Source organism: Pelosinus sp. sgz500959 (assembly GCF_042610375.1).
Taxonomy (GTDB): domain Bacteria; phylum Bacillota; class Negativicutes; order DSM-13327; family DSM-13327; genus CTSoil-075.
In genome coordinates this window covers 252,903-275,188 of sequence record NZ_JBGJZL010000005.1, presented here as the reverse complement: position 1 = coordinate 275,188, position 22,286 = coordinate 252,903, and the positions used below count along the sequence as shown (strand labels likewise).

General features: G+C 35.8%; 23 protein-coding genes. 4 read left to right on the top strand and 19 right to left on the bottom strand.

The window, feature by feature from the left end:
* Positions 1 to 74: 74 nt before the first annotated feature.
* The 6 genes from ACAN52_RS10205 to ACAN52_RS10180 form a co-directional block, all read right to left on the bottom strand.
* Positions 75 to 3,182 carry an EAL domain-containing protein gene (locus ACAN52_RS10205; RefSeq protein WP_378954642.1) on the bottom strand — a complete coding sequence of 1,036 codons (3,108 nt, stop codon included), beginning with the start codon at positions 3,180 to 3,182 and terminating at the stop codon, positions 75 to 77.
* Between the two features lie 155 nt (positions 3,183 to 3,337).
* Complete coding sequence (locus ACAN52_RS10200) at positions 3,338 to 4,117, bottom strand: hypothetical protein (protein ID WP_378954641.1); 780 nt, start codon at positions 4,115 to 4,117, stop codon at positions 3,338 to 3,340.
* A 104-nt stretch (positions 4,118 to 4,221) separates the two neighbouring features.
* The gene (locus ACAN52_RS10195) at positions 4,222 to 5,577 is read right to left on the bottom strand and encodes a sensor histidine kinase (RefSeq protein ID WP_378954640.1); all 1,356 of its coding nucleotides are present in this window, start codon (positions 5,575 to 5,577) and stop codon (positions 4,222 to 4,224) included.
* A 30-nt stretch (positions 5,578 to 5,607) separates the two neighbouring features.
* Complete coding sequence (locus ACAN52_RS10190) at positions 5,608 to 6,288, bottom strand: response regulator transcription factor (protein WP_378954639.1); 681 nt, start codon at positions 6,286 to 6,288, stop codon at positions 5,608 to 5,610.
* A 96-nt stretch (positions 6,289 to 6,384) separates the two neighbouring features.
* Positions 6,385 to 6,762: a DUF4405 domain-containing protein gene (locus ACAN52_RS10185; RefSeq protein ID WP_378954638.1), complete on the bottom strand. Its 378-nt coding sequence runs from the start codon at positions 6,760 to 6,762 to the stop codon at positions 6,385 to 6,387.
* Between the two features lie 173 nt (positions 6,763 to 6,935).
* The gene (locus tag ACAN52_RS10180; RefSeq protein WP_378954637.1) at positions 6,936 to 8,990 is read right to left on the bottom strand and encodes an HD domain-containing phosphohydrolase; all 2,055 of its coding nucleotides are present in this window, start codon (positions 8,988 to 8,990) and stop codon (positions 6,936 to 6,938) included.
* A gap of 219 nt (positions 8,991 to 9,209) precedes the next feature.
* Here ACAN52_RS10180 and ACAN52_RS10175 point away from each other — a divergent pair, with 219 nt between their 5' ends.
* Both ACAN52_RS10175 and ACAN52_RS10170 read left to right on the top strand, forming a co-directional pair.
* Positions 9,210 to 9,962, top strand: a complete 753-nt coding sequence (locus tag ACAN52_RS10175; RefSeq protein ID WP_378954636.1) for an exodeoxyribonuclease III — start codon at positions 9,210 to 9,212, stop codon at positions 9,960 to 9,962.
* A 129-nt stretch (positions 9,963 to 10,091) separates the two neighbouring features.
* Positions 10,092 to 10,460 (top strand): hypothetical protein, encoded by a 369-nt coding sequence (locus ACAN52_RS10170; RefSeq protein ID WP_378954635.1) that lies wholly within the window; start codon positions 10,092 to 10,094, stop codon positions 10,458 to 10,460.
* 55 nt (positions 10,461 to 10,515) lie between these two features.
* Here ACAN52_RS10170 and ACAN52_RS10165 read toward each other — a convergent pair whose 3' ends face one another.
* Together ACAN52_RS10165 and ACAN52_RS10160 are read right to left on the bottom strand one after the other, a co-directional pair.
* Positions 10,516 to 10,989 (bottom strand): chemotaxis protein CheW, encoded by a 474-nt coding sequence (locus tag ACAN52_RS10165; protein ID WP_378954633.1) that lies wholly within the window; start codon positions 10,987 to 10,989, stop codon positions 10,516 to 10,518.
* A gap of 43 nt (positions 10,990 to 11,032) precedes the next feature.
* Positions 11,033 to 12,076, bottom strand: a complete 1,044-nt coding sequence (locus ACAN52_RS10160) for a PocR ligand-binding domain-containing protein (protein WP_378954632.1) — start codon at positions 12,074 to 12,076, stop codon at positions 11,033 to 11,035.
* A 219-nt stretch (positions 12,077 to 12,295) separates the two neighbouring features.
* Here ACAN52_RS10160 and ACAN52_RS10155 point away from each other — a divergent pair, with 219 nt between their 5' ends.
* On the top strand, positions 12,296 to 12,895 hold the full coding sequence (locus ACAN52_RS10155) for a nitroreductase family protein (protein ID WP_378954631.1): 600 nt from the start codon (positions 12,296 to 12,298) through the stop codon (positions 12,893 to 12,895).
* A 111-nt stretch (positions 12,896 to 13,006) separates the two neighbouring features.
* Here the strand turns inward: ACAN52_RS10155 and ACAN52_RS10150 are convergent, their stop codons facing one another.
* Both ACAN52_RS10150 and ACAN52_RS10145 read right to left on the bottom strand, forming a co-directional pair.
* Positions 13,007 to 13,693 (bottom strand): YitT family protein, encoded by a 687-nt coding sequence (locus tag ACAN52_RS10150; protein WP_378954629.1) that lies wholly within the window; start codon positions 13,691 to 13,693, stop codon positions 13,007 to 13,009.
* Positions 13,665 to 14,144 carry a MarR family winged helix-turn-helix transcriptional regulator gene (locus ACAN52_RS10145; RefSeq protein ID WP_378954627.1) on the bottom strand — a complete coding sequence of 160 codons (480 nt, stop codon included), beginning with the start codon at positions 14,142 to 14,144 and terminating at the stop codon, positions 13,665 to 13,667. Before ACAN52_RS10145 ends, ACAN52_RS10150 begins: the two co-directional genes overlap by 29 nt.
* 218 nt (positions 14,145 to 14,362) lie before the next feature.
* On the opposite strand from ACAN52_RS10145, the gene ACAN52_RS10140 reads away from it, so the two are divergent.
* Positions 14,363 to 15,160: a RelA/SpoT domain-containing protein gene (locus ACAN52_RS10140; protein WP_378954625.1), complete on the top strand. Its 798-nt coding sequence runs from the start codon at positions 14,363 to 14,365 to the stop codon at positions 15,158 to 15,160.
* A gap of 116 nt (positions 15,161 to 15,276) precedes the next feature.
* On the opposite strand, the gene ACAN52_RS10135 is transcribed toward ACAN52_RS10140, so the two are convergent.
* The 9 genes from ACAN52_RS10135 to ACAN52_RS10095 form a co-directional block, all read right to left on the bottom strand.
* Positions 15,277 to 16,194: an alpha/beta hydrolase gene (locus ACAN52_RS10135; RefSeq protein WP_378954624.1), complete on the bottom strand. Its 918-nt coding sequence runs from the start codon at positions 16,192 to 16,194 to the stop codon at positions 15,277 to 15,279.
* Positions 16,195 to 16,408: 214 nt separating this feature from the next.
* Positions 16,409 to 16,843 carry a hypothetical protein gene (locus ACAN52_RS10130; RefSeq protein WP_378954622.1) on the bottom strand — a complete coding sequence of 145 codons (435 nt, stop codon included), beginning with the start codon at positions 16,841 to 16,843 and terminating at the stop codon, positions 16,409 to 16,411.
* A gap of 128 nt (positions 16,844 to 16,971) precedes the next feature.
* On the bottom strand, positions 16,972 to 17,538 hold the full coding sequence (locus ACAN52_RS10125) for a nitroreductase family protein (RefSeq protein ID WP_378954620.1): 567 nt from the start codon (positions 17,536 to 17,538) through the stop codon (positions 16,972 to 16,974).
* Positions 17,539 to 17,658: 120 nt separating this feature from the next.
* Complete coding sequence (locus ACAN52_RS10120) at positions 17,659 to 18,294, bottom strand: flavodoxin family protein (RefSeq protein ID WP_378954618.1); 636 nt, start codon at positions 18,292 to 18,294, stop codon at positions 17,659 to 17,661.
* Positions 18,295 to 18,309: 15 nt separating this feature from the next.
* Entirely contained in the window at positions 18,310 to 18,594 is a 285-nt protein-coding gene (locus ACAN52_RS10115) for a putative quinol monooxygenase (RefSeq protein ID WP_378954616.1), read from the bottom strand.
* 201 nt (positions 18,595 to 18,795) lie between these two features.
* Complete coding sequence (locus ACAN52_RS10110) at positions 18,796 to 19,542, bottom strand: ABC transporter permease (protein ID WP_378954614.1); 747 nt, start codon at positions 19,540 to 19,542, stop codon at positions 18,796 to 18,798.
* On the bottom strand, positions 19,539 to 20,291 hold the full coding sequence (locus ACAN52_RS10105) for an ABC transporter ATP-binding protein (RefSeq protein ID WP_378954612.1): 753 nt from the start codon (positions 20,289 to 20,291) through the stop codon (positions 19,539 to 19,541). Before ACAN52_RS10105 ends, ACAN52_RS10110 begins: the two co-directional genes overlap by 4 nt.
* 4 nt (positions 20,292 to 20,295) lie before the next feature.
* Positions 20,296 to 21,252, bottom strand: a complete 957-nt coding sequence (locus ACAN52_RS10100) for an ABC transporter substrate-binding protein (protein ID WP_378954610.1) — start codon at positions 21,250 to 21,252, stop codon at positions 20,296 to 20,298.
* A 231-nt stretch (positions 21,253 to 21,483) separates the two neighbouring features.
* Entirely contained in the window at positions 21,484 to 22,158 is a 675-nt protein-coding gene (locus tag ACAN52_RS10095; protein WP_378954608.1) for a uracil-DNA glycosylase, read from the bottom strand.
* Positions 22,159 to 22,286: the final 128 nt, after the last annotated feature.

Here is a 22,286-nt window from a genome sequence, read left to right as displayed (position 1 = left end):
TACAAGATACGACTCATAACTTCCTACCATTTGTTTCTACACTCTTGCTCCTTAGTCCTGCCTTTCAAGATTCTTCAATTTCTTACTAAAAATTCAATTGCTTCGTCTTCAGGAATAGCTGGACTAAAAATATATCCTTGAATTCGATCACATTGAAATTGCTCTAAAAGACTAAGCTGTTCTTTCGTTTCCACCCCTTCGGCCACAATTGTCAATCCCAGTGTATGCCCCAAATTAATGATGGTCCCAAACACTTGTAGCTGAGTTTTATCTGTAATAATTTGATCAATAAAAGACTTATCAATTTTTAATACTCCTACTGGCAAACTTCTCAAATAAGTCAATGAAGAATAACCAGTACCAAAATCATCTAATGAAATTGTTATGCCAAGATCACGCAATTGATTGAGTTTAAGAATACTTTCTTCTAATGATTCAATCAGAACACTTTCAGTCATTTCAATCTCAATTTGTTCTGGCCCTATACCTGCTTCTTGGATATTTCTATAAATACTCTCAACAAAATCTTCGGCGAGCAGTTGTTTCGGTGATATATTCACAGCGACATGAATTCGATCTTTTCCCATATTTGCAAGTCTCCTAGCAAATTGACAAGCCTCACGAACTACCCACTGCCCAATTGGCAAAATCAATCCACTTTGTTCTGCCAATGGAATAAAACGAACGGGCGATACGAAGCCATGTTCCGAACTATTCCATCGAAGTAATGCCTCAAATCCAATAACATCATCGCCTGTAATATTCAGTTGTGGTTGATAAGCTAAAGATAGTTCCCCACGCTCTAGCCCACGACGTAATCCATTTGTGAGCATCATCTTTTCATAGGTTTCTTGAAAAAAGACTGGCTCATAAAACCGCCAACAGCTTCTACCAGCTCTTTTTGCCGCATACATAGCACTATCCGCTTTTTTGATAAGTTCTTCAACATTATCACTATCACCGGGATAAAGAGCAACTCCAATACTGACTGACATATGAAGGTGTTCCATAGCCACTTCATATTCTTGGCAAAGTACCTCAAGAATGTTATCGGCAATTTTAGCAATATTTTCTCGGTTCTCTTCACCGGACAAGACAATACTAAATTCATCACCACCACTCCGAGCGACAAATACATCGCGACCAACTGCAGTCATAATATGCTTGGCAACTGTATTAATAATACCATCACCACAAGAATGTCCAAAGCTATCGTTCACTGATTTAAGATCATCAATATCAACGAATAAAATTGCACCTGCGATTTCGCTGCCATGAGTCATCTTTAATTCTTTTGTCATATAGGACTGTAAACTCTCTCGATTAGGCAAACCCGTTAACGCATCATAAAAAGCCATCTGATGAATCTTCTTGTGGATATTTGTGCGTTCTATAGCCACAGAACCTAGATCGCAAAACTGTCGTAAAACCTTTACGTCTTCCGTCGTTATAAAATGTATCTCATTCCTCCAACTTGCGCAAAGAATCCCCTTTACCTGATCCTCGTGTTTTAAGGGAAGCATAATGACACTAGCAACATTCTCCAATCTCTGATCATCTAAGCGATTAGGATATTCTTTATAGTCATCCACTGCGACAATCTCACCAGTATGATAAACTCGTCTTACAATCTCGCTCTCAGCTAACACTAAGGACTTAATCCAATGTTCACAAATTCCACTCCCATAGTAAGTACAAAAACCCTTTCCAAGATCATCATACAAGGCAATGTAACCATCAGGTGCATTAACCAATTGAAGAGCTCCTTGTAGAATTGACTCTAAAAGGCCTTCAAACTCTTCAACCGGACGTGTCAATAAACTTGTCGTAGCTCGATATTGTCGTTCTCTTAATAAAAGATTTTCTTCTATTTTTTGTCTGAGTTTATTTTCATTACACAATTGTTCATTTGTATCTTCTAGGGTTTCATTCATTGCGATAATTTCTTCGTTCATGGCTGTCAATTCTTGATTGGCAGCTCCTAGTTCTCCTGTGCGTTCTTCAACTAACTCTTGTAAACGATCCCGATGTTGCTGCAATTCAGACACCATTTGGTTAAAATTAATCGCAAGTATACCAATTTCATTTAGTGAATCAACAGTCAAACGTATCGTTAAATCTCCTTCTTTTATTTTATTGGTAGCATTGACAATCTCAATCAATGGATTAGTCAATCGACGAGAAAAAAGCAAAGTGACTAGTCCCGCCAAAAAGGTAATCACGATTCCAATGACACCATTTTTAATCGTCGTATGATACAAAAAGACTAAAGCTGCACTTTTTTTCTGCACCACAATCAAGCTCCATGGGTCAGAATGCCCTGGTAATAAAATCGTACGATACGCACAGATGTATGTATCCCCATTAAGATCAGTATATTCTCCTACCCCAGTCTCGCCTTCCGTCACTTTATTAACGATCACCTGTAAAGAAGGAGGTACTGAAAAATCAATGTCTTGAGTTCGTTCATTATTTCGTTCATTGTGGACAATGTTACCATTTTCATCACGCAGTAATACACTAGCCTTCATATTTTTATAATTATAAAGATTCGCCACCTGTTGCCGATCAGGATGAGCAATCACGACCCCTTCACTATCTAGAAGATAAGCATAGCTACCCGCCCCCGAGCTATAATTTTCCACCATTTGTTGTATTTTTGATGTTTCAATATCAGCCATAAGAAGACCAACTAACTGACCATCTTTGTACACTCCATGATTGATAGTTGTAATCGGCGACTCAGAAAATAAAGAATAATAAGTTTTACTGATATAATCTTTTCTTTCTCGCATAAATTTTTTGAACCACCAACGTTCAGAGCGATTAGCTAACGTACCACTTGAACGAGCACTTTGATCACCATTGAGATGATGAATCGCCAAAAGTTGAAAAAAGGGATATTGACTAGCAATATTAACTAGTAATTGCCCTTGCTTCTCTTCATCAAAATTTTTTATATCAGGCGATTGGGCAATCATTGCGTTAATATTGTAGGCATTTTGCATAAACTGAGCAATATTATTTCCCAGACTCTCAGCCATCACTAAATTAGTTTGTTGCATTTTTTCTTCATAATCTTTGGCAACAAAATAATAACTCATCACCAGAGCTACGGTGAGAACAAGCACAATTAACGAGCAAATAATCAATGTCAGTTGGTGACGAATTGAGCGAGCCATATAATATCTCCTTTATCCACATGTTACTTTGAAAATTTCGATATTTCTACATCAATATCCTGCTATCGACATTGAATTAAATATTATAAATAACACCCCCTGTTTAGCTTCATAGTTGAAACTAAACAGGGGGTGTTGATCATTTAATTTACTTCTTAATTTTGTTTGCTTTCATGTTGTTGATGATGTTTCATCATGGGATGATCAATCATTTTTTTAACTTTCTCAGCAGCATGTTGCTTCATTTCATTAGCTTGTTCATTAGTCAATTTTCCTTCAGCTAATTCTTTGTCAATATGTTGACTCATCTGTTTGACCATGAGATTGACGATATCTTGTTGTGAAACATGATGTGCTGTTGCAATTTGTCCCAATGACTTACCACTGTCTATTTCTTGCTTAAAAGTTGGCTCATCAATTTTGAGCAACTTTAAAAGTTCTTGTTGATCTTGTTTGTTATGCATAGGTTCTCTATGACATCCATTTTTATCACCATGTTTTTTATCAAATCCCATATGTTTTCCATCAACCATCTCTTGGGCTTTTTCTGCAGCATGGTTTTTCATCTCTTTAGCCTGGTCTTCAGTCAATCGACCTTCTGCCACGCCTTTATCCAAATGCTGATTCATATGTTTTAAAACCAAGTCAACAATTTCTTGTCGCGAAACATTATGCTCTGCTCCAATTTCCGCCAGTGACTTACCACTTTCTTTTTCTTGTCTAAAAGTTTGTTCATCAATTTGTAACAGTGCTAATAACTCTTCTTGGTGTTCTTTATTAAACATAGGTCTTACATGTTTGTCTGGTCGACCCTCTTCTTGTTCCATACCTGCTGGTCTTTGATTTGCTTGAACCATCGTATTGGTCCCCATGACCAAACTTCCCACTGCTAAACTTACACCAAGAGTCAGAGCTAATAGTGATTTCTTATTCATTATGACTCACCTATCCTTTTATTATTTGCCTACACCCCTATTATGCATTTGTTTTCTTAAAAATTTCTTAAAATGTAAAAAGAAGAAGGTCATATATCATACATTCATATCTTTTTTTCTAATGGTAATTGCAGTTGAAATTGGGCACCTTCTCCTTTGATGCTCTCAACGCGTATTTTCCCACCATGTTTCTCCACAATCCATTTTGCAATGGCAAGTCCTAAACCACTTCCCCCATCGTCCCTTGATCGTGCTTTATCACCGCGATAGAAACGTTCAAATACAAAAGGTAGTTCCTCTGTTGAAATGCCAATACCAGTATCTTTGATGAAGAGTTGGGCAAATCCATTCTTACTATATCCAGTGACTGTAATCAAACCGCCTTGAGGCGTATATTTAACTGCATTATCAAGTAAAATAACCAATAGTTGATGTAAGCGTTCCTTGTCCCCTATCACTTCCATATGAGGATCAAGTTTTATCTCAATGCCAATTTCTTTCATCTCTGCAATCGGCTCAAATCGTTGAATGATATCAGAAATGAGTTCTGGAAGTAAAACAGTATGAAATTCCATTTCGATTTGATTCGAATCGGCTCGCGCTAAAGTTAACAAGGTGGCAACCAATTTCCCCATTCGAGTGCTTTCTTTCAGGATTCCAGCAATCCTGATACTTTCTTCTTCAATCGTATGATCTGGATTATGAAGCAGCAGTTCCGTATTCAATTTGATAACAGCAATAGGAGTTCGTAATTCATGGGAAGCATCAGTTACAAACTGTTGCTGTTTATCCCAAGAAGCTTTAATTGGTACAAGAGCACGCCTTGCTAAATAATAAGCAACTCCGATAATAACAAAAAAGCCAATCACTGTTCCAAACATAATAATAACCACTAGACGCTTGAGCATACTCACTTCAGGATCAACAACAGTAATCGCACTGATCTTTTTTACAGCAATCATTTTTTCCTTACCTACACGTACCATCGGATAAGAATCGACTGCATAAGAAATACTGAGCATACGGTAATCATGTTCATTGATTGTTTTACTTTGAGGAATATCATTAACAGTATTCTCTAATAACATCGCCACGTCTTCAATATCAATTTTCTCGTTAGGCTGGGGAAGTAGTATACGACCATCCACGTCTTCGGCTACAACTAATATTCTCAAATCAACTAATGGTGGAGGTTTACGATGTTCGTCTTCAGGATGAGGTAATTTCATTTTTCCATTTTGATTTTGAAATTGACGATAAGGAAAGCCTTGGGTATTATAACCACTAAAATCTGTTATTGCTTGTATCATGGAAGAATCGATCGTATCAAATAATTTTTGATTAATATACGTATAAATGACAGTACTATAAATGATAAATACTAACAGCAGAACCGTTGAGTTGAGTATCGTTAACTTTACCATTACTTTTTTAAACATCGCAGAAACTGTTTGTAACATAAAACGCTCCTATCCTCTAGAAATGAATGATCATACGTGACGATCATCTTTTAACATATACCCCACACCACGTACGGTACGAATAAAATGATCACAACCAAGGTTTAACATTTTTTTTCGAAGATGATGAACATATACATCAACAATTCCATAACTACTCTCTGATTCATAACCCCAAAGCCGATCAAAGATTTGTTCCCGAGTTAAAATTCGCTCGCGATTTAAGATCAAATACTCAATCAGTTCATATTCCTTTGCTGTAAGTCCCATAGGCATTGATTCATAATATGCCTCTTGTAATTTATGATGAAGAGAAATATTTTTATATACAACTAATTCTTCTGAGCTGCCAGCTTTACGCCGTAACAATGCCTTTACCCGAGCCAAAAGTTCAGCTACAGCAAATGGTTTTACCAAATAATCGTCCCCTCCAATGTTTAAGCCAGCTACACGATCCTCAATACTATCTTTTGCTGTCAGAAATAGTACAGGAACTTGAATGTTTTTTTCGCGCAATTCTTGTACAATCCCAAGTCCGTTTAACCCAGGAAGCATAATATCTAATACTAATAAATCATAAATTTCTTGCGCAGCTAAAAATAAACCTTCATCACCATTGTCAGTCTCTTCAACATTATATCCTTCACCTTTGAGTACAGAATTAATAGCATCTCGCAGCATTCCATCATCTTCAACAACTAAAATTTTCATTTGTCTTTCTCCACCTCTCACATATACATTTGATTCTCCAAATAACAAATAAGACTTGGCTTATTCCAAGTCTTATAGATTATCATTGAAATCTTACTACAGATTTTTTGTATAAGGTTGTTTTACTTCTTTACCACTAGGCATTTTCGAATCAGGTAACATGGTTGATATTGAGACACAGATACCAAGAGCGATTAACCCAGTTAGAACCGTTGCAATGAGTTTTTTCTTGCTGCTCAACATGTTTTTTGTCATGGATTTTATCCAATCAGAATGCATCACTACATGCCAGATCATTAAAATGGTAAGTATATATCCTGTCCATTCATGAAGAGATTTAAACTTGATGGAGATTAGAATTGGCATAAGAAATGCTGGCTTAATTGATAAACCAATTCCCGTAAGGACACATACTAAACTAATACTGACTAACATAATATTAATTAAATAATTTTTTTCGACTTTAGAAAACATTAATAATTTCCCCTTTTTCCTTTGACTACGATCGTCATATCCTTAATCTTATAATTAAGTGATACCTATATTATTATATAATATTCTTAAATTTTTCTTAATAGAAAAACTATAATCCCACTTTCATAAAAAAATCCTAGATAAATTCTCATTGAATTTTCCTAGGATTTTTTCTAAATAATCTTTTTAAATATTTGAACCAATTCTGCATCAAATTGTATACTGCTCAATCTCTGTAATTCAGCTAAAGCATCATCCTGTGTCATTGCTTTTCGATAAGGACGGTCGCTCGTCATTTCATCATAGGCATCAACAATCGATAGAATACGGTCTTCAATCGGTATTTCCAATCCTTGTAGACCAATAGGATACCCTTGACCATTCCACCATTCATGATGCTTAAGAATAAAATCAGCAATAGGGATTAGCTCTGGGATCATTTGGGCAATCCGATACCCAATCTCAGAATGCCGCTCCATTTCAATTTTTTCATCAACAGTCAGCATCCCATATTTAACTATAATCTCATCGGCAATACCAACTTTACCCACATCATGAAACTTACCTAAAATTCTTAAATGATCTAGTTTTGATTCATCAAGACCAATAGCCTCGCCAACGCGCCTTGCCATGTCTGCTACCCTGTCACCATGTCCTTCATTAAGATAATCACGGCGATTTAACATCTCCATAATTTCTTGCATCATTAAACGACGTTTTTCAAAACTATTGGCTAATTTCTGACGATACATTCCATCATCAGCTTTTCGGATCATATTTAAAATGAGTTCCCTATCAATGGGCTGGATATCATCATATTCCCAACCCATTGATAATTGTAAATTAAAATTATTCCTTCGTACATTGATTTGCTGTAACGCTTCTTTAATCTTTCCACAGATGATCTTAATGTATTCCTCATCAACATTAAAAAGTAATATAATAAATTCATCTCCACCCATACGAATGGCTTTTCCTTGGTTTCCTAATACCTGTGTAATAATATGTGATGTTTGCACTAGCATTTCATCACCGACAGAATGACCTAAGGTATCATTAGCAAATTTTAGTCCATCCACATCACATGAAATAACCCCAATACTCCGTGTATCTTCACCAATCATTTGATTAATTTCTTGTTCAAAAAAATTTCGGTTATACAAACCTGTAAGTCCATCGTATAAACTTAACTTTCTAAGTTTCTCTTGAGTTTGCTGTACTTGATCAAGCATTCGGTTCATCGTGGCTGCAGTTCGTGAAAATTCATCATTACCTGATAACTGCAACCGTTCAATAATATTCCCACCATCCCCAATATTTTTCATAAACCCATCTAACTTTCGTAATCGTTTAAAAACCAAATTTTCAAATAAAATAAGAGTCATTGTTGTAATTCCCACGCCAAATAATAGAGTTAATATGGCGTAAGACTTCATTTGTTGTTGACCTTGTTGATAAATATCACGAGGTATGGTCGTTTCTAATAAATATTTTTCATGGCCATAAATATCTGTAATGATTTGATACCCTTTGACTTGTCTTTCATCATTAATTGTTTGCCAATAGTTTGGCTGCAGAACAGATGGTTCTTGCTGATACTTACTAAAAGACATTTCAACTTGCACGCGCTTAGCGACTTTTTTCATATGTTCATCATCTATATTTCGGATAAAAATCAATACACCAGGACTTGGTCCTTCAAATTCACTGGTTGCAATCCGTTGCGCTGCCACTAATGCTGGACCATCGGATAACATGATAAATCCCTTTATATTATTTTCCCTGGTAATCGGTGATGGTAACTGATCATTGATTCTTTTCACCTGAACACTCAACTCATCTGAGATTATTTTTTCTTTAACATTTCCCATCTTTACTTTTTTTGCATAGATGATATGACCATAGGGGTCAGCTAAAATGACCATGTCTACATTAATATTCTCCATTGCAGCATCATCTAGATTCTTCTTTTCAAATTCACTATCCCAAGGCTGCTTAGCAAAATAATAAGTTTCATCCCATGGAGCCCAATCACCTACAAAAGAACTGAGAACATCGATTTCCTCTTTCCAAGCTTCATAAGCTCTATTGGTATTATCACGCACATCATGTTTTTCTAAAGCAAGATAACTTGTATTCCAAATCTGATGCCCCACAATAAACACTAAAAGAACTGAGACCATAGCTAATGTTATATTTAATACAAGAACTTTCCGACCAATTCCCATATAGTGCCTCTCATTTTTTCATATTCATTTTAATTTCCATTCAACAAAAATAAGTAAATACCTCTAACAAATAATAGATTTTCTCCGAAAAATCACACTATTTCTTTTCATATTTTTACACACCCCTGTACATCAAGTATTGCTGAAAGTTCTTTCTGCTCATATACTATAGATAGACTTGATCATATGAAAATTTATCTATAAATGGAGTGTTGAGCAATGAAATTCATATCATGGAATGTAAATGGACTCCGTGCATGCCTTACAAAAGGTTTTGAAGACTTCTTTAACGATATCGATGCTGATATTTTCTGCATTCAGGAAACTAAAATGCAACCAGATCAAGCTGAATTGAACCTTGTAGGCTATGAGAAGTATTGGAATAGTGCTATAAAAAAAGGTTACTCTGGAACTGCTGTCTTCAGCCGTATCAAGCCATTGTCCGTTAGCTATGGCATGAACATGGACGAACATGATCAAGAAGGACGTATCATCACATTAGAGTTCGAAAATTTCTTTCTCGTAACAGTCTACACGCCAAACTCAAAACGAGAACTCTTACGCTTAGAATACCGTATGAAATGGGAAGACGATTTTAAAGCTTATCTGACTCAACTTGATATAAAAAAGCCTGTGATTATATGTGGTGATATTAACGTCGCTCATGAAGAAATTGATATTAAAAATCCAAAAACCAACCGCCGTAATGCTGGCTTTACTGATGAAGAACGAGGCAAGATGACTGCACTCTTACAATCTGGTTTTACCGATACCTTCCGTTATCTCTACCCTGATGAGAAAGATGCTTATACATGGTGGTCGTATATGATGAACGCCAGAACCCGCAATATTGGTTGGAGAATTGATTATTTTCTAATCTCAAATCGGCTTCAAACCTCTTTAAAAACTGCTACGATTTATCCTGAAGTATTAGGTAGCGATCATTGTCCTATCGGAATAGAAATTTTTTAAATGGATATTTCTTTACATTTATCTACATTTTATCTTTATAAAGTTCTATCAATCTAGATTTTCAAATAAAATTCAAAGATTCGATTACGATATCAAGATAAATAAGATATATGAATGGAGGCGTTTATCGTGTCTATATCAGCAGTCAGTAACCAATCAACACAATCATCGCAATCTAGCCTAAGCGATACTACCACTTTAGAAGCCAGTAAAACAAAAATAGAAGCAGAAATAAAGAAATTACAAAAAGAAGATGCAACTAAAAATGCAAAAGAAATTCAAACTCTTCAGCAACAATTACAACAAGTTGAACAACAGATCGCACAACAACAATCTCAAAGTTCTTCTGGAAGCACCAGTACTTCCAAAGCACCAAAGGTTGGTCCTGCTTATTCCGTACAGTTAGGAAATCAGCCTGTCCAAGCATCTTCAAAAATGCTTAGTGAATCATCATCGACATCATCAGAAACAACTCAGACAGTTGACATATCCATATAAACAAAGAGACCCCTACCAACGCGTGGCAGAGGTCTCTTTTCCTTTTTAAAGAACATTAAGGTTGTACACCAATATTTTGTGCGGAAAACCCTTCAATGAGTACACTACTCAACAACTTATCTACATCAAGCATTACAATGAAACGATCATCAACTTTACCAATTCCGGTTATATAATGATGATTTGCCTGTTGGATAAATAAAGGTGCAGGTTCTATTTCTTCCGTATGAAATAGCACAATATCCGTTACTTCATCCACTAAGCAACCTACAATCAATTCATTTGCATGAACCATAATAATTTTACTCTCTTCATGTCCTATTTTGCTTGTTAACCTTAATTTTTTACTTAAATTAAAGACGTACCGCACCTTTTCTCGCCAGTCGATCATTCCTTCAACATCATCTGATGAAACTGGGACACTTTGAATACTGACTTTATTAGTCCTAATAATACCATGTACTAAATTAGCTTCAATGCCAAATTCATTACCACCAATTTCAAAAACTACAACTTGAACACGAGCCATGCAATCCCCTCCCAGTCTCCATAATAAGTGTAATCAGCTGACATTATGCTTCATTTGCCAGGGCATACAGGTTTTCTGCCATACTCGTTACTTCTTCAATGCTCGCTGTCACTTCTTCAATAGCGGCTGCTTGCTGTTCAACCGTCATAGAAGTCGCATTTCCCATTGTGACTGTTTTATTCACAGAGTCTTGAATAATCATGGTAAATTCTTTAATTTTTCCTACTGTCTGCTTCGAATCGCCAGATAGCTTACGAATTTCCTGAGCTACCACACCAAAACCAAGGCCTGCATCGCCGGCCCTTGCGGCCTCAATGGCTGCATTTAACCCCAGTAATCGAGTCTCATCTGCAATTTCTTTAATAAAATCCATGACGTCATTAATTTTTCCAGATACGATGCTTACATTTTTAATTTCTCCATTCAAAGAACTTTGATTATTACTCACATCACTTGCAGAGGCTGCCAATTCTTGCATCGTTGCAGAGATCTGAACCATACTATCATTTATTGCGCCAGCCATATTTTTCAATTTATGTTGCTGATACCAGACTTTAGACAGGGTATTGGCAACTAAATATAAAACATTTGCAGCAGATTCTAAACTCTGACGTGGCAACTGTCGAATTTCACGTAAGGCTACAATGTATTCATCAGGATCAACTCCAATTTCTTGCGCTACTTTACGATAATAAACCTCATCAGGTGGTGAAGTTAATACCTGACCGCCTAAAATCGACCCTATCTGCTTGCCTTCAAGCATGATGGGAGCTCCGAAATCGACTAATCCAGCGTGGCATTCATAAATAGCTGGTTTACCCGTTCGAGCCGATTCTTCGCCCCCTTTACGATCACACTCCATGCAACGTTTATTACCAACATCTGATCCTCGGGTGTACTTCATACAAAAGTCTGTAAAATTACTAGGTTTCGTGACAGGCTTACCACTCATATCGACTGCAATACTTGCTACACCTACAGCTTCCGCAAAGTTATCTTGGAACGTCTGCAAGAACTCAATATCAATGATGTCTTCTAAGTTGATGGTTTTCAAGTCTTCTTGAATCTGTTTGTTTGAAATTACCACCTTCTACACCCCCTTATTCAAATTTTTTTGAATTTTTAGTCATCATACTAATTCGTGTTCAATCGACAATAAACCCTTGAAATTTCTAGCTTTTTTATAATATTTTTTTGCTATTTTATAGCTATAATCTTAAAGACTATATTTTTATTTTAAAAAAGTATTTTAAAGAAAATAGTGGTATAATTTAGTTAATAAATTTTTTTTAAATGGGGTGTAGATATGTCAAAAGATTTTTGTATTGCGATCCAAGAACGTCGTTCAATTTATGGAATTAGTAAAGAAAGCGTTATATCAGATGAAAGAATTCAAGAAATCATTGAAACTGCTGTTAAACATGCTCCTTCCTCATTTAATTCACAAAGTGCTAGAGTCCTCGTCTTATTAGGAGATCATCAGAATAAACTATGGGACATCACAAAAGAATCACTACGAAAAATCGTTCCTGCGGATAAATTTGCTCCCACTGAGGAAAAAATTAATTCTTTCCAAAACGGATATGGTACTGTATTGTTTTTTGAAGACGAAAATGTCATCCAGCAACTGCAAACTAATTTTGCATTATATAAAGATAATTTTCCCATTTGGTCCCATCATTCCTCTGGAATGCTGCAATTTATTGTGTGGACTGCATTGGAAGCAGAAGGCTTAGGTGCATCTTTGCAACATTACGGTTCTTTGATTGCCAGTGAAGTGAGTAAGGAATGGAATATTCCCACTACATGGACACTCATTGCCCAACTTCCTTTTGGCAAGCCAACCGTTAAGCCTGGCGACAAAGAATTTAGCCCTATTGAAGATCGGGTCAAAATTTTCAAATAATAGATATAGGAAGATATTCTAGATGAGCATTACATCAATTAATAAAACAAAGAGCTATTGGCTGATTGCCAATAGCTCTTTGTCGTATTACTAATCGTTATCACGATCATCTTAGTTAATTGGTTCTTCAACAACTTTTTCGATCAATAAATTTTCAAAATCCTCAATTTGGTGACGCCAAAAAAATAAAGAAGCTTGCATGATAGGTCCTACTAAAAAAACGACAATAAAAGTTCCTATGGAGATTGGTCCACCAACAAGCCAACCACAAAATAAAGCAGTTACTTCTAGGCCTGTACGCACAAGGCGCACCGACTTTCCAGACATCTTTGCCAATATTAATGTCATACCATCACGCGGCCCTGCCCCAAGAGCAGTCGCCACATACATACCAGACCCCAATCCCATCAATCCGACACCACATGCCAATAATAAAATACTTTTCCATAAAGTATCAACAATAGGAAATATATTCGAATCTAAGATCCAATTTAGAAAAAAACCGATTAAGATAATATTAATTGCACTCCCAATCTGAGGTTGTTTGCGTTCTAATGCACTGGCAAGAAGAATCATAAAAATTCCTATAATTTGTACCCAAGCCCCAATGGATAAAAAACTTCGTTTAGCTAAACCAATATGTAGCACATCCCATGATGCCACACCCAAATTTGCTTTAATTAAAGCGGCTGCTCCAAATGCCAATATGAATAAACCTAACACAAATATGATAATTTTAACTACGGATAATCGTATATTTGATAACATATTATTTTTTTCTTGATTCTCTAATTTCATTTTTATTCCCTATCCTTATATTCTTACTTTTTGTATGAGATGATTTTCTCAAATTATCCATCATTTGCTGCAGTACAGATGTAAATACTTCTAAATCCGCCTCAGGGATATTTGCAAGAGCTTCCATTTCTAAGGAATCTGAATTTTTCTGCCATGCAAAAAAATTCTCATAAGCCTCTGGTGATAAATGAACCTTGCGCTCTCGGCGATCTGCACCCTCCTCTTTGATAACCCAGCCAGCCTCCTCCATACGAACTAAAGTCCTAGTAACTGTAGGAGGTTCAATTGACAGATATTCACTTAATTCTTTTTGTGTACAGAATCCCTGCTCATACAGATGCAAAATAAACCCCCACTGCGAACTATAAAGACCAGATAATGCAAATTCTTCATTGAAGCGTTTCATAAACAATCGCGCTAATTGATTGACTTTATGGCCATATATAAACATAAAAGTTCACTACCTTCAAAAAAATTAGTTACCTAGGCAAGTATTTTTTTATTATACTGGGATATGCGTCCTGCGTCAATCAATATAATAAAATAGTGTATCCTTACATTGTATAAAAACTGATCTCAATGTATAAGCTTTATCTTTCTATTTGTTATATATTGAATTATTAGGTATAATTTAATATATACTGTGTTGTTAGTAGAGAGGAAGATAAGATGAATTTTGTAAAAGAGGATTTTCTAAAAGCATACCATATCAATGAAGACGATCTTAAAAAAAATCAAATCAATTGGGAAACTCTAACAGATTTATATCTTGATTTTAATAACTATAAAGATACCTATCATACACAAGCCGAATTTATTGCAAGCACCCTACGCGCACATAAAAAGATACATTTTGTAAAGTCTCGAGTAAAAGAATCTGAACGTTTGATTGAAAAGGTAATCCGCAAAACACCTGAACGAAAAGAAGTTAACGGCCAAGATTTTCAATTTACAGTGGATAATTATAAAGAAGAAATTACTGATTTAATTGGAATCAGAGCCATACATATTTTCAAAGAAGATTGGGAAGATATCCATAATTTCATTTCTAATACATGGAAAATAATAGAAATTACAGCCAATGTCCGAGATGGTGATGACACACAAGGCTTTGAAGAATTAAATATTAAAATCAATTCTAGAAAATCTGGCTATCGTTCTGTCCATTATTTAATTGAATTTTTTCCTACAAATCAAAAAGTAATTGCAGAAATCCAAGTTAGAACAATTTTTGAAGAAGGGTATGGCGAAATCGATCACCAACTTCGTTATTCTCATAAGCAAATTCCAGCAATCCTTGCTTCAAATCTTCTATTATTTAATCGTATTGCTGGTAGTTCAGACGAAATGGCCTCTTTCATCAATTTACTCAATAAAAATTTAACTGAGATAAAAGATGAATATGAAAAAATAATTAGTTCAAAAGATGAGCAAATAAAAGAATTACATGCAAAAAATCTTAAATAAAAATGACTCAACAAAAGGCTACCAAATGGTAGCCTTTTTCTAATATTAATATTACAATGGTTATTTTATGCTGACTTCAGCAGTGGTCTTTACATTGCCCTACTCTATATCATCATCTATTCTTCTCCGCTTGCTATTAGTTTTGCCGCTGCTGCCGCCATTCCTCCGTCACTGTGCCCAACTCCAGGTACAGTAATCAACTTCCAATTAAAAGGCACTCCTAGTGCTTCAGCCTTATCTTTCGCCATAGCAAAAAAATTGTTCCCACGTTCAAAACGATTAATACCTTGCCCATCGGCTAACTCAGTATGCCGAAGGACTCCACCTGTTTTAACATCATTCTCTCCTAATAAAATAGTCACTGGTTTAGCAAAGGCTTTTGCTAAATCTTCATTTGTTATTGCTATATTTTTTAGTCCATAAGGAAAAGGTGCTTCTCTGTCTGGCATTGTATACCAACCAGCATTTGCTGAGATGATTTTTTTTGCTTTTGATTCTAGAGAAAAAAGAAAATATCGATGGACAAATTGTGCTCCTGCTGAATGTCCAAATAGAGTGTAAGTATCCGTTGTTGCACTGACTCGTGCATGTACTTCATCAAATACACGATCAATGACTGGAAATATCCATTTTTCACGCGATTGCACGATTCCATTTTCATTGTCAGTATTCATCATATTGCCTACATTATAATAACCCACTCCAGGATATTTATCTGCTGAAAAATCAGGGCAAATCACAAGTAAATTATAAGTATCTGCATATTTTTCCCATTGATTGCGATATTCTTCAGCATTACGTTGTACACCATGTAATACGATAACAATTTCTTTTTCTGGTGTCCAAGTTGATGGGCGATAATAAAAAACCCGGAGGTTATCATTGTTTACGCCTGTTGTTTCAGACATAGTAAACATTCCCGCCCCACTACTCAATTGATTGGACTCCTGTGGATTTGCCCATCCAACTGTTGTATTAAATATAACTAAACTGAAAAATAAAAGCATGTACCAATTAAAATATATTTTTTTCATATTTTACTCCCTTCAGATTATTTTTTATCCATATCTGAATTATGAGTATTTAAATTAGAGCGAGAATTAACTCTAAGCATACGAACAACTTTTAGCTGTAGATAAAAAGGAACAACCTCATGTCAAAGGCTGTTCCTTCTTGCAGAATTAGAAAGTTTACTACTTACTTTCTAATTTTAATTGAGAGAAACTACGGCTCGTACAAGCCAAGTTCTTAGATCTTAATATCAATGATTGCTGAGACACCCACTCCATTTATACGAGAGAAATTAGTAGGATTCTTACTATCAATTGGAACAAGTGCCTTGACACGGAATTGATTACCGCTAAAATTGCTTTCAATTTGAATAACGGCTTCAGTTTTATCAACTAAATCTTGCGGCCCCATCACTTGCGCAGCTCCTACGTAGCCGCCATTTCCAAATGAAAGAATCGGTACAACCTTCGTTGCATAATCACTGCCAGCACCATTTTTGAAAGTCAATTGATTGATAAAGTTATTGAGCGGTGTAGCAAATTTGCTGATGAGTATTGATATACCCCCCACCTTAAAAATATCACCAAGCCCAAAAGCTTGGGTCACTGCTGGAGCTTTCGTAACGAATAATAAACTTACCAGCAACATACCAACGATCAATTTTTTTTTCATTTCTCATCTCTCCTCTCTAATAAAGCCAACTCTACTTCTTATAGTAAGATTATATCGTAATTAGGCCAATAGTCCAATGCTAAAATCTGATTAATAAGAAAAGACTTGGCTTGTGCCAAGTCCTCAAATTATTTAACATAATTGATGATATTTTCTTTTCGTTTCGGAGCATTCATTGTTGCAGCAGTCTTATACCCTAAGGCAACAGAATAGTAAGGTGTGTATCCTGCAGGTATTTGTAATTGTTGCTTGTAATATTCAGCTTTAGGACCATTGAAAACAAACATTCCAAAATTAATCCAACATGATCCAAGCCCAATGGATTGAGCAGCAATCAACATATTTTGAGTTGCAGCAGCACAATCAGCCTCAGATAAAAGGGCATTTTCTTCACCAGAAATAACGACCACTGTTGGAGCACCATAAAATACGTTAAATTTTTCATTATTGGCTAACGTTTGTAAATGTTCGTTGTCAAATTCTTTTGCAATCTCTTTTGAATGAGTGCCGATTTCTTCAAGAAGATTTTTATTTTGCACGACGGTAAAATTCCAACACTGCTGGTTCATTGCACTCGGCGCATAAAATCCAGCTTCTAGTACTGTTTGTAATTCAGAGTCCTTAATCTGTTCATTCTTAAAACTTCTTACACTTCTTCGCTCTTTAATATTCTTTAACGTCTCATTCATTGTCATTATTTCCCCCTAGTTTATTTTCCCCTTAGACTCTTTCATATACTCAACTAAAGCTCCTTAATGCCAATCGTCAAAGATAAAGTCTAGGTTTTCAATGTTCCAAGACCAGAGATCCTTATCTTATCTAATAAAATGAGTGTAAACCTTAGCTTCCCGTTCAGGTTCTTTAATCTCTCCTCTGCCAAACTCAACTAACTTCATAAGCCATGCCATATTTTTACCAAGCAATCTCATGATCTGTTTGCCTTCTTCGTCTTGCTCAACCTCACCTGGTGTTGTACCATGTATTACACCCCAATAGTTTGAAGTCGGCATTAGCATTTCAGAATAGTTAATGTAGTTGTTCAATTGATCAAATGTAGTTACACCACCTGAACGTCTAACAGCAACAACAGAAGCACCAACCTTATGCCTAAGCATTGATTTATTTACACTTGTAACATAAAAAGCCCGATCAAGAAAAGCTTTCATCGTAGCAGCAATAGAGGAATAATGAACTGGAGAACCTAGTAGAATACCATCGGCCTCTTTCATTTTTTGAATCCAATCATTGACTTCATCACCAGGAAGTACGCATTTTTCATTTTGATTTCTCGCACAGCCTCCACAGGCAGTACAGCCTCTGATCGCTTTATTTCCAACTTGGACAACTTCCACTTCAATTCCTTCTGCTCTTAGTTCCTCAGTGACCATCTTTAGAGCATGGTATGTATTTCCCTCTTGGTGAGGACTTCCATTAAAAGCAACAACTTTCATATTATCTATCTCCTTTTAACATTTTTTATAAAGATTAACTTCTATTTCTTTTTCCTGAAGCGCTTTCAGTTTTGGAAAAATCTCCCGAAAATGTTCTGAGTTCATATGCTGATCAAGAGCTTCTTTATCCTGCCATTCTTCAATAAAAGTAATAATTTGCGGATTCGCTATATCTTCATAAAGCGCATAAGAAATATTACCTGCTTCTTTTCTAGTTTCCTCTATCAGCTTAATAGTATACTGTTTAAAAGTTTGAATTTCTTCTGCTTTCACTAAACACTTTGCAATCACTTTAAGCATCTTATTATTTACCTCCCAAATCTACTTTTATACTTTATAACTCTTTGATTGTATCTCAGTACAAAGTTTCCAACAAGTACGCACTTATTAGTGAGAGGGTTACTAAAAAGTGACTAGATGCCTTTATGAATGACAGAAATAGACACTCATAGTAGAAATAAAAACCACTTTGAAGTCAACGACTTTAAAGTGGTTTTCCTTTTATTTATATTGCCAGTGACAGAAATGCCTCTCCAGATAATCAATCACACCAAATATAATGAGTCCGATGCAACTTAATACAACAATCCCTGAATACATTTCTAAATAATTGACTCTCATCCAGGCATCCATAATAAAATATCCCATCCCATATTGAGTCCCGAAAGTTTCCGTAAAAAAGAGTACAGATATGGCTGTGGCCATGGCAATTCGAAGAGAAGTCAAAAATTTAGGCAAAGAAGCAGGAATTAGGATTTCCCAAAGAATATTAATAAATGTAGCACCGAGAGAATATAAAGGATAGTAAGTTTCCCGGGGAATACTTTTCACCCCATCCCTGACTGCTACAATGATCTGAAAAACAATAATCAAGGCAATCATCAAGATCTTTGAAAATTCGTCTAAGCCAAAAAGCAACATGATAATGGGTAACAAAGCAATTTTGGGAATGGGATAGGTCAAGTAAACAAGAGGCGCTAACATACGATTCCACTTTACAAAATACCCCATCAAAAGACCAAGGGGCACACCAACAACTACAGAAAGAAGAACTCCTGCAACGATGCGCCATAGACTGTAAAAACTATGAATGGCAATTTTGGCAAGAAATATCGTATATAAATTAATGAGTACTACCCTTGGAGAAGGAATGATTGGCAAATCCATACAAAGAGAAATGCCATACCAAAGAAATAAAAAGGTGACCATCCCATATAGATAAGAAAATTTTTGTGCCTTTTCTGTCATTTTCGCCAGTCCTCTTTTATCATTTTTCGTAGTGCAAGGCATAGTTCAAAAAATTCCTGTTGGCTGCGTACTCCCTCTGCCCCGAATAATGGATTGTCGATAACTTGACTTACCACTCCAGGGCAACCAGTCAGAATCAGAATTTTTTGCCCCAAATACACAGCCTCTTCCACATGATGGGTAACGAGGATCGTAGATATGGGATGCTTTTTCCAAGAAGCAAGGTATACATCTTGGATTTCTTCGCGTGTCATAGCATCTAAAGCAGAAAAAGGCTCGTCCATTAATAGTAAATCTGGTTTTAAAAGAAAGGATCGTGCTAAAGCAACCCGCTGTTGCTGACCTCCGCTCAGTTCCCCTGGATAGCGATTTTCCAGCCCTATAAGCCCTAATTGCTGCAATAAAAGGTTGAGAGATTCTTTGACATCAGCTGCTTTTTGATTTTTTATCTTAATCCCAAGTAAGATATTATCACAAACATTTTTCCACGGTAATAATCCATAGTTTTGGGGGATAAAACCAATTTTTTGTTTATGGGGCATCACAGCCTGTCCATTCATTTCAACAGATCCATCATAGGTTTTGATAATGCCAGCTAATACTTTCAAAAGCGTCGACTTACCACAACCTGAAGGACCAATGATGGCGCATGTTTCTCCTGGGGCAAGTTCAAAATTGATCTGCTCCAATGCTGTATATTGAATTCCTTCTGACACATAGGTCACAACTAAATCTTTAATCTGAATCATCTTATTATGGCCTTACAAACCGGCTATCAACCAGTTCTTCATAGGAATAAGTCTTTTGAATTAATCCTCTTTCTTTTAGCCACGCAAGAACATCAGCAACATCTTTCGGATTAGGAGCTATCGCTTTTTTATATTCAGGTAGAACTAAGGCTCCCTTCACACTTTCAGGAAAGCCTCCTTTTTCAATCAATAGATCAATGTAATTCTCCATAGGTTCTCGTGATAAATAATCAATGGCTTTATTATAAGCTTTATACATGGCTTTCATTTCTTGTTCTTTGTGATTGACTGTTTTAGCAGTAAATAAGATCACTCCAGGATTTATGCCTAATTGATCAGAACCATTTATTATCTTACCACCATTTTTTACGGCAATCGTTGCGAGAGGTTCAGGTAAGGTGGCTGCTGCAATTTTTCCATTCTTCAACATTTCCAATCGCGTCGGAATTTGCGGAATGATTGTTTTATGAATATCATCGCTGGATAAACCATTTTTCATCATTATTTTATCTGTCACATACTCAATAATTGTATTTTTAGAAATTGCAACGTCCTTACCTTTCAGATCTTCGACTCGCATTGCAGTTTCATCTTTACCAACAACCAATTTATAACTGCCACTGCTTAAAGAAGTGATTACGACATCAAAACCGCCTTCCTTCCCAAAGGTTTCAGCCAACATGTCAGAGATAACACCATCTAATTTGCCACTTTGCAGAGCGCTATCCCGATCGACAGCACTTTTAAAAGATTCTAGTTTTACGGTTACGCCCTCTTCTTTAAAGTATCCTTTTTCCTGGGCAATAATAAAAGGAATAGAATCTACATCAGGCATAAGACCAATGGTAAGAGTCTGCCCTTTGCTAGTCTCTTGTACTGCACTATCTTTTTTAGTATTGGTGCACCCACCTAAAGCAAATATCAGAGAAATAATCATGAATATACGGATATATTTTTTCATTTTAACCCTCCACTCGATCCTACTATATACCTTGAATTAACAATTATAGGTGGCAATCACCAAATTTTTTTCTATATCGATAAAGAAATAGCTAAATTTTATTATATCATATCACCATCTGACTATACGAGTACTCTTCTCCTTAAGTTTTTTGCAACGCAAGAAAAGACGTGACTAGAACCACATCCACACGGATCAATGGTTATAGTACACGTCTATTTTAATAAAGTTTTAAAGATGATCAATTTGCCAGTCAATCGGACTGACATTTCGCGAGCATAGAAATTGATTTGTTTGTGAAAAAGGTTTACTTTTAAAGAAACCTCGGCTTGCTGATAAAGGGCTTGGATGAACTGATTTAATGATATTATGATTTTTGTTTGTAATCAAAGCAGTCTTGGATTGAGCATTATTTCCCCACAGAATAAAAACAATAGGCTCTGGTCTTGCATTGAGTAAACTGATCACTTTATCTGTAAACTGTTCCCATCCCATATTTTTATGAGAGTTAGCTTCTCCTTGGACAACAGTGAGTACGGTGTTAAGAAGAAGAACGCCTTGATCTGCCCATTTTTTCAGATAACCATGATTTGGAATATAACACTGCATATCATCCTGTAATTCTTTATAAATATTCAGTAAAGATGGTGGTGGTTTAACACCTGGTTTTACTGAGAAACTTAGGCCATGAGCTTGATTGGGTCCATGATATGGATCTTGGCCTAAGATCACAACCTTTACCTTACCATATGCCGTATAATGCAAGGCATTAAAAATGTCATACTTATCAGGATAAACGGTCTTAGTTTTATATTCTTGAATCAAAAATTTTCTTAAGTTTAAATAATATTCTTTTTCAAATTCTTCTTTCAGTAAATCTTGCCAATCATTTTTAAATATTATCATTTTCATCACCACGATAAATTATATCATACATCAACGGCTAATAACACTAAATGACAATTGCCAAGGACGATGATTTATTCATTTAGCATTTTATCAATACGATATGAGTAAAATAGAAACCCTGCAAG

Bases quoted from the DNA above. Each gene is read 5' to 3' on its own strand.
- ACAN52_RS10205 (WP_378954642.1), bottom strand. From the start codon at position 3,182: ATGGCTCGCTCAATTCGTCACCAACTGACATTGATTATTTGCTCGTTA.
- ACAN52_RS10135 (WP_378954624.1), bottom strand. From the start codon at position 16,194: ATGAAAAAAATATATTTTAATTGGTACATGCTTTTATTTTTCAGTTTA.
- ACAN52_RS10125 (WP_378954620.1), bottom strand. From the start codon at position 17,538: ATGACAATGAATGAGACGTTAAAGAATATTAAAGAGCGAAGAAGTGTA.
- ACAN52_RS10185 (WP_378954638.1), bottom strand. From the start codon at position 6,762: ATGTTTTCTAAAGTCGAAAAAAATTATTTAATTAATATTATGTTAGTC.
- ACAN52_RS10155 (WP_378954631.1), top strand. From the start codon at position 12,296: ATGTCAAAAGATTTTTGTATTGCGATCCAAGAACGTCGTTCAATTTAT.
- ACAN52_RS10100 (WP_378954610.1), bottom strand. From the start codon at position 21,252: ATGAAAAAATATATCCGTATATTCATGATTATTTCTCTGATATTTGCT.
- ACAN52_RS10105 (WP_378954612.1), bottom strand. From the start codon at position 20,291: ATGATTCAGATTAAAGATTTAGTTGTGACCTATGTGTCAGAAGGAATT.
- ACAN52_RS10130 (WP_378954622.1), bottom strand. From the start codon at position 16,843: ATGAAAAAAAAATTGATCGTTGGTATGTTGCTGGTAAGTTTATTATTC.
- ACAN52_RS10200 (WP_378954641.1), bottom strand. From the start codon at position 4,117: ATGAATAAGAAATCACTATTAGCTCTGACTCTTGGTGTAAGTTTAGCA.
- ACAN52_RS10140 (WP_378954625.1), top strand. From the start codon at position 14,363: ATGAATTTTGTAAAAGAGGATTTTCTAAAAGCATACCATATCAATGAA.
- ACAN52_RS10120 (WP_378954618.1), bottom strand. From the start codon at position 18,294: ATGAAAGTTGTTGCTTTTAATGGAAGTCCTCACCAAGAGGGAAATACA.
- ACAN52_RS10195 (WP_378954640.1), bottom strand. From the start codon at position 5,577: ATGTTACAAACAGTTTCTGCGATGTTTAAAAAAGTAATGGTAAAGTTA.
- ACAN52_RS10145 (WP_378954627.1), bottom strand. From the start codon at position 14,144: ATGTTTATATATGGCCATAAAGTCAATCAATTAGCGCGATTGTTTATG.
- ACAN52_RS10115 (WP_378954616.1), bottom strand. From the start codon at position 18,594: ATGCTTAAAGTGATTGCAAAGTGTTTAGTGAAAGCAGAAGAAATTCAA.
- ACAN52_RS10190 (WP_378954639.1), bottom strand. From the start codon at position 6,288: ATGAAAATTTTAGTTGTTGAAGATGATGGAATGCTGCGAGATGCTATT.
- ACAN52_RS10180 (WP_378954637.1), bottom strand. From the start codon at position 8,990: ATGGGAATTGGTCGGAAAGTTCTTGTATTAAATATAACATTAGCTATG.
- ACAN52_RS10110 (WP_378954614.1), bottom strand. From the start codon at position 19,542: ATGACAGAAAAGGCACAAAAATTTTCTTATCTATATGGGATGGTCACC.
- ACAN52_RS10095 (WP_378954608.1), bottom strand. From the start codon at position 22,158: ATGATAATATTTAAAAATGATTGGCAAGATTTACTGAAAGAAGAATTT.
- ACAN52_RS10150 (WP_378954629.1), bottom strand. From the start codon at position 13,693: ATGAAATTAGAGAATCAAGAAAAAAATAATATGTTATCAAATATACGA.
- ACAN52_RS10165 (WP_378954633.1), bottom strand. From the start codon at position 10,989: ATGGCTCGTGTTCAAGTTGTAGTTTTTGAAATTGGTGGTAATGAATTT.
- ACAN52_RS10175 (WP_378954636.1), top strand. From the start codon at position 9,210: ATGAAATTCATATCATGGAATGTAAATGGACTCCGTGCATGCCTTACA.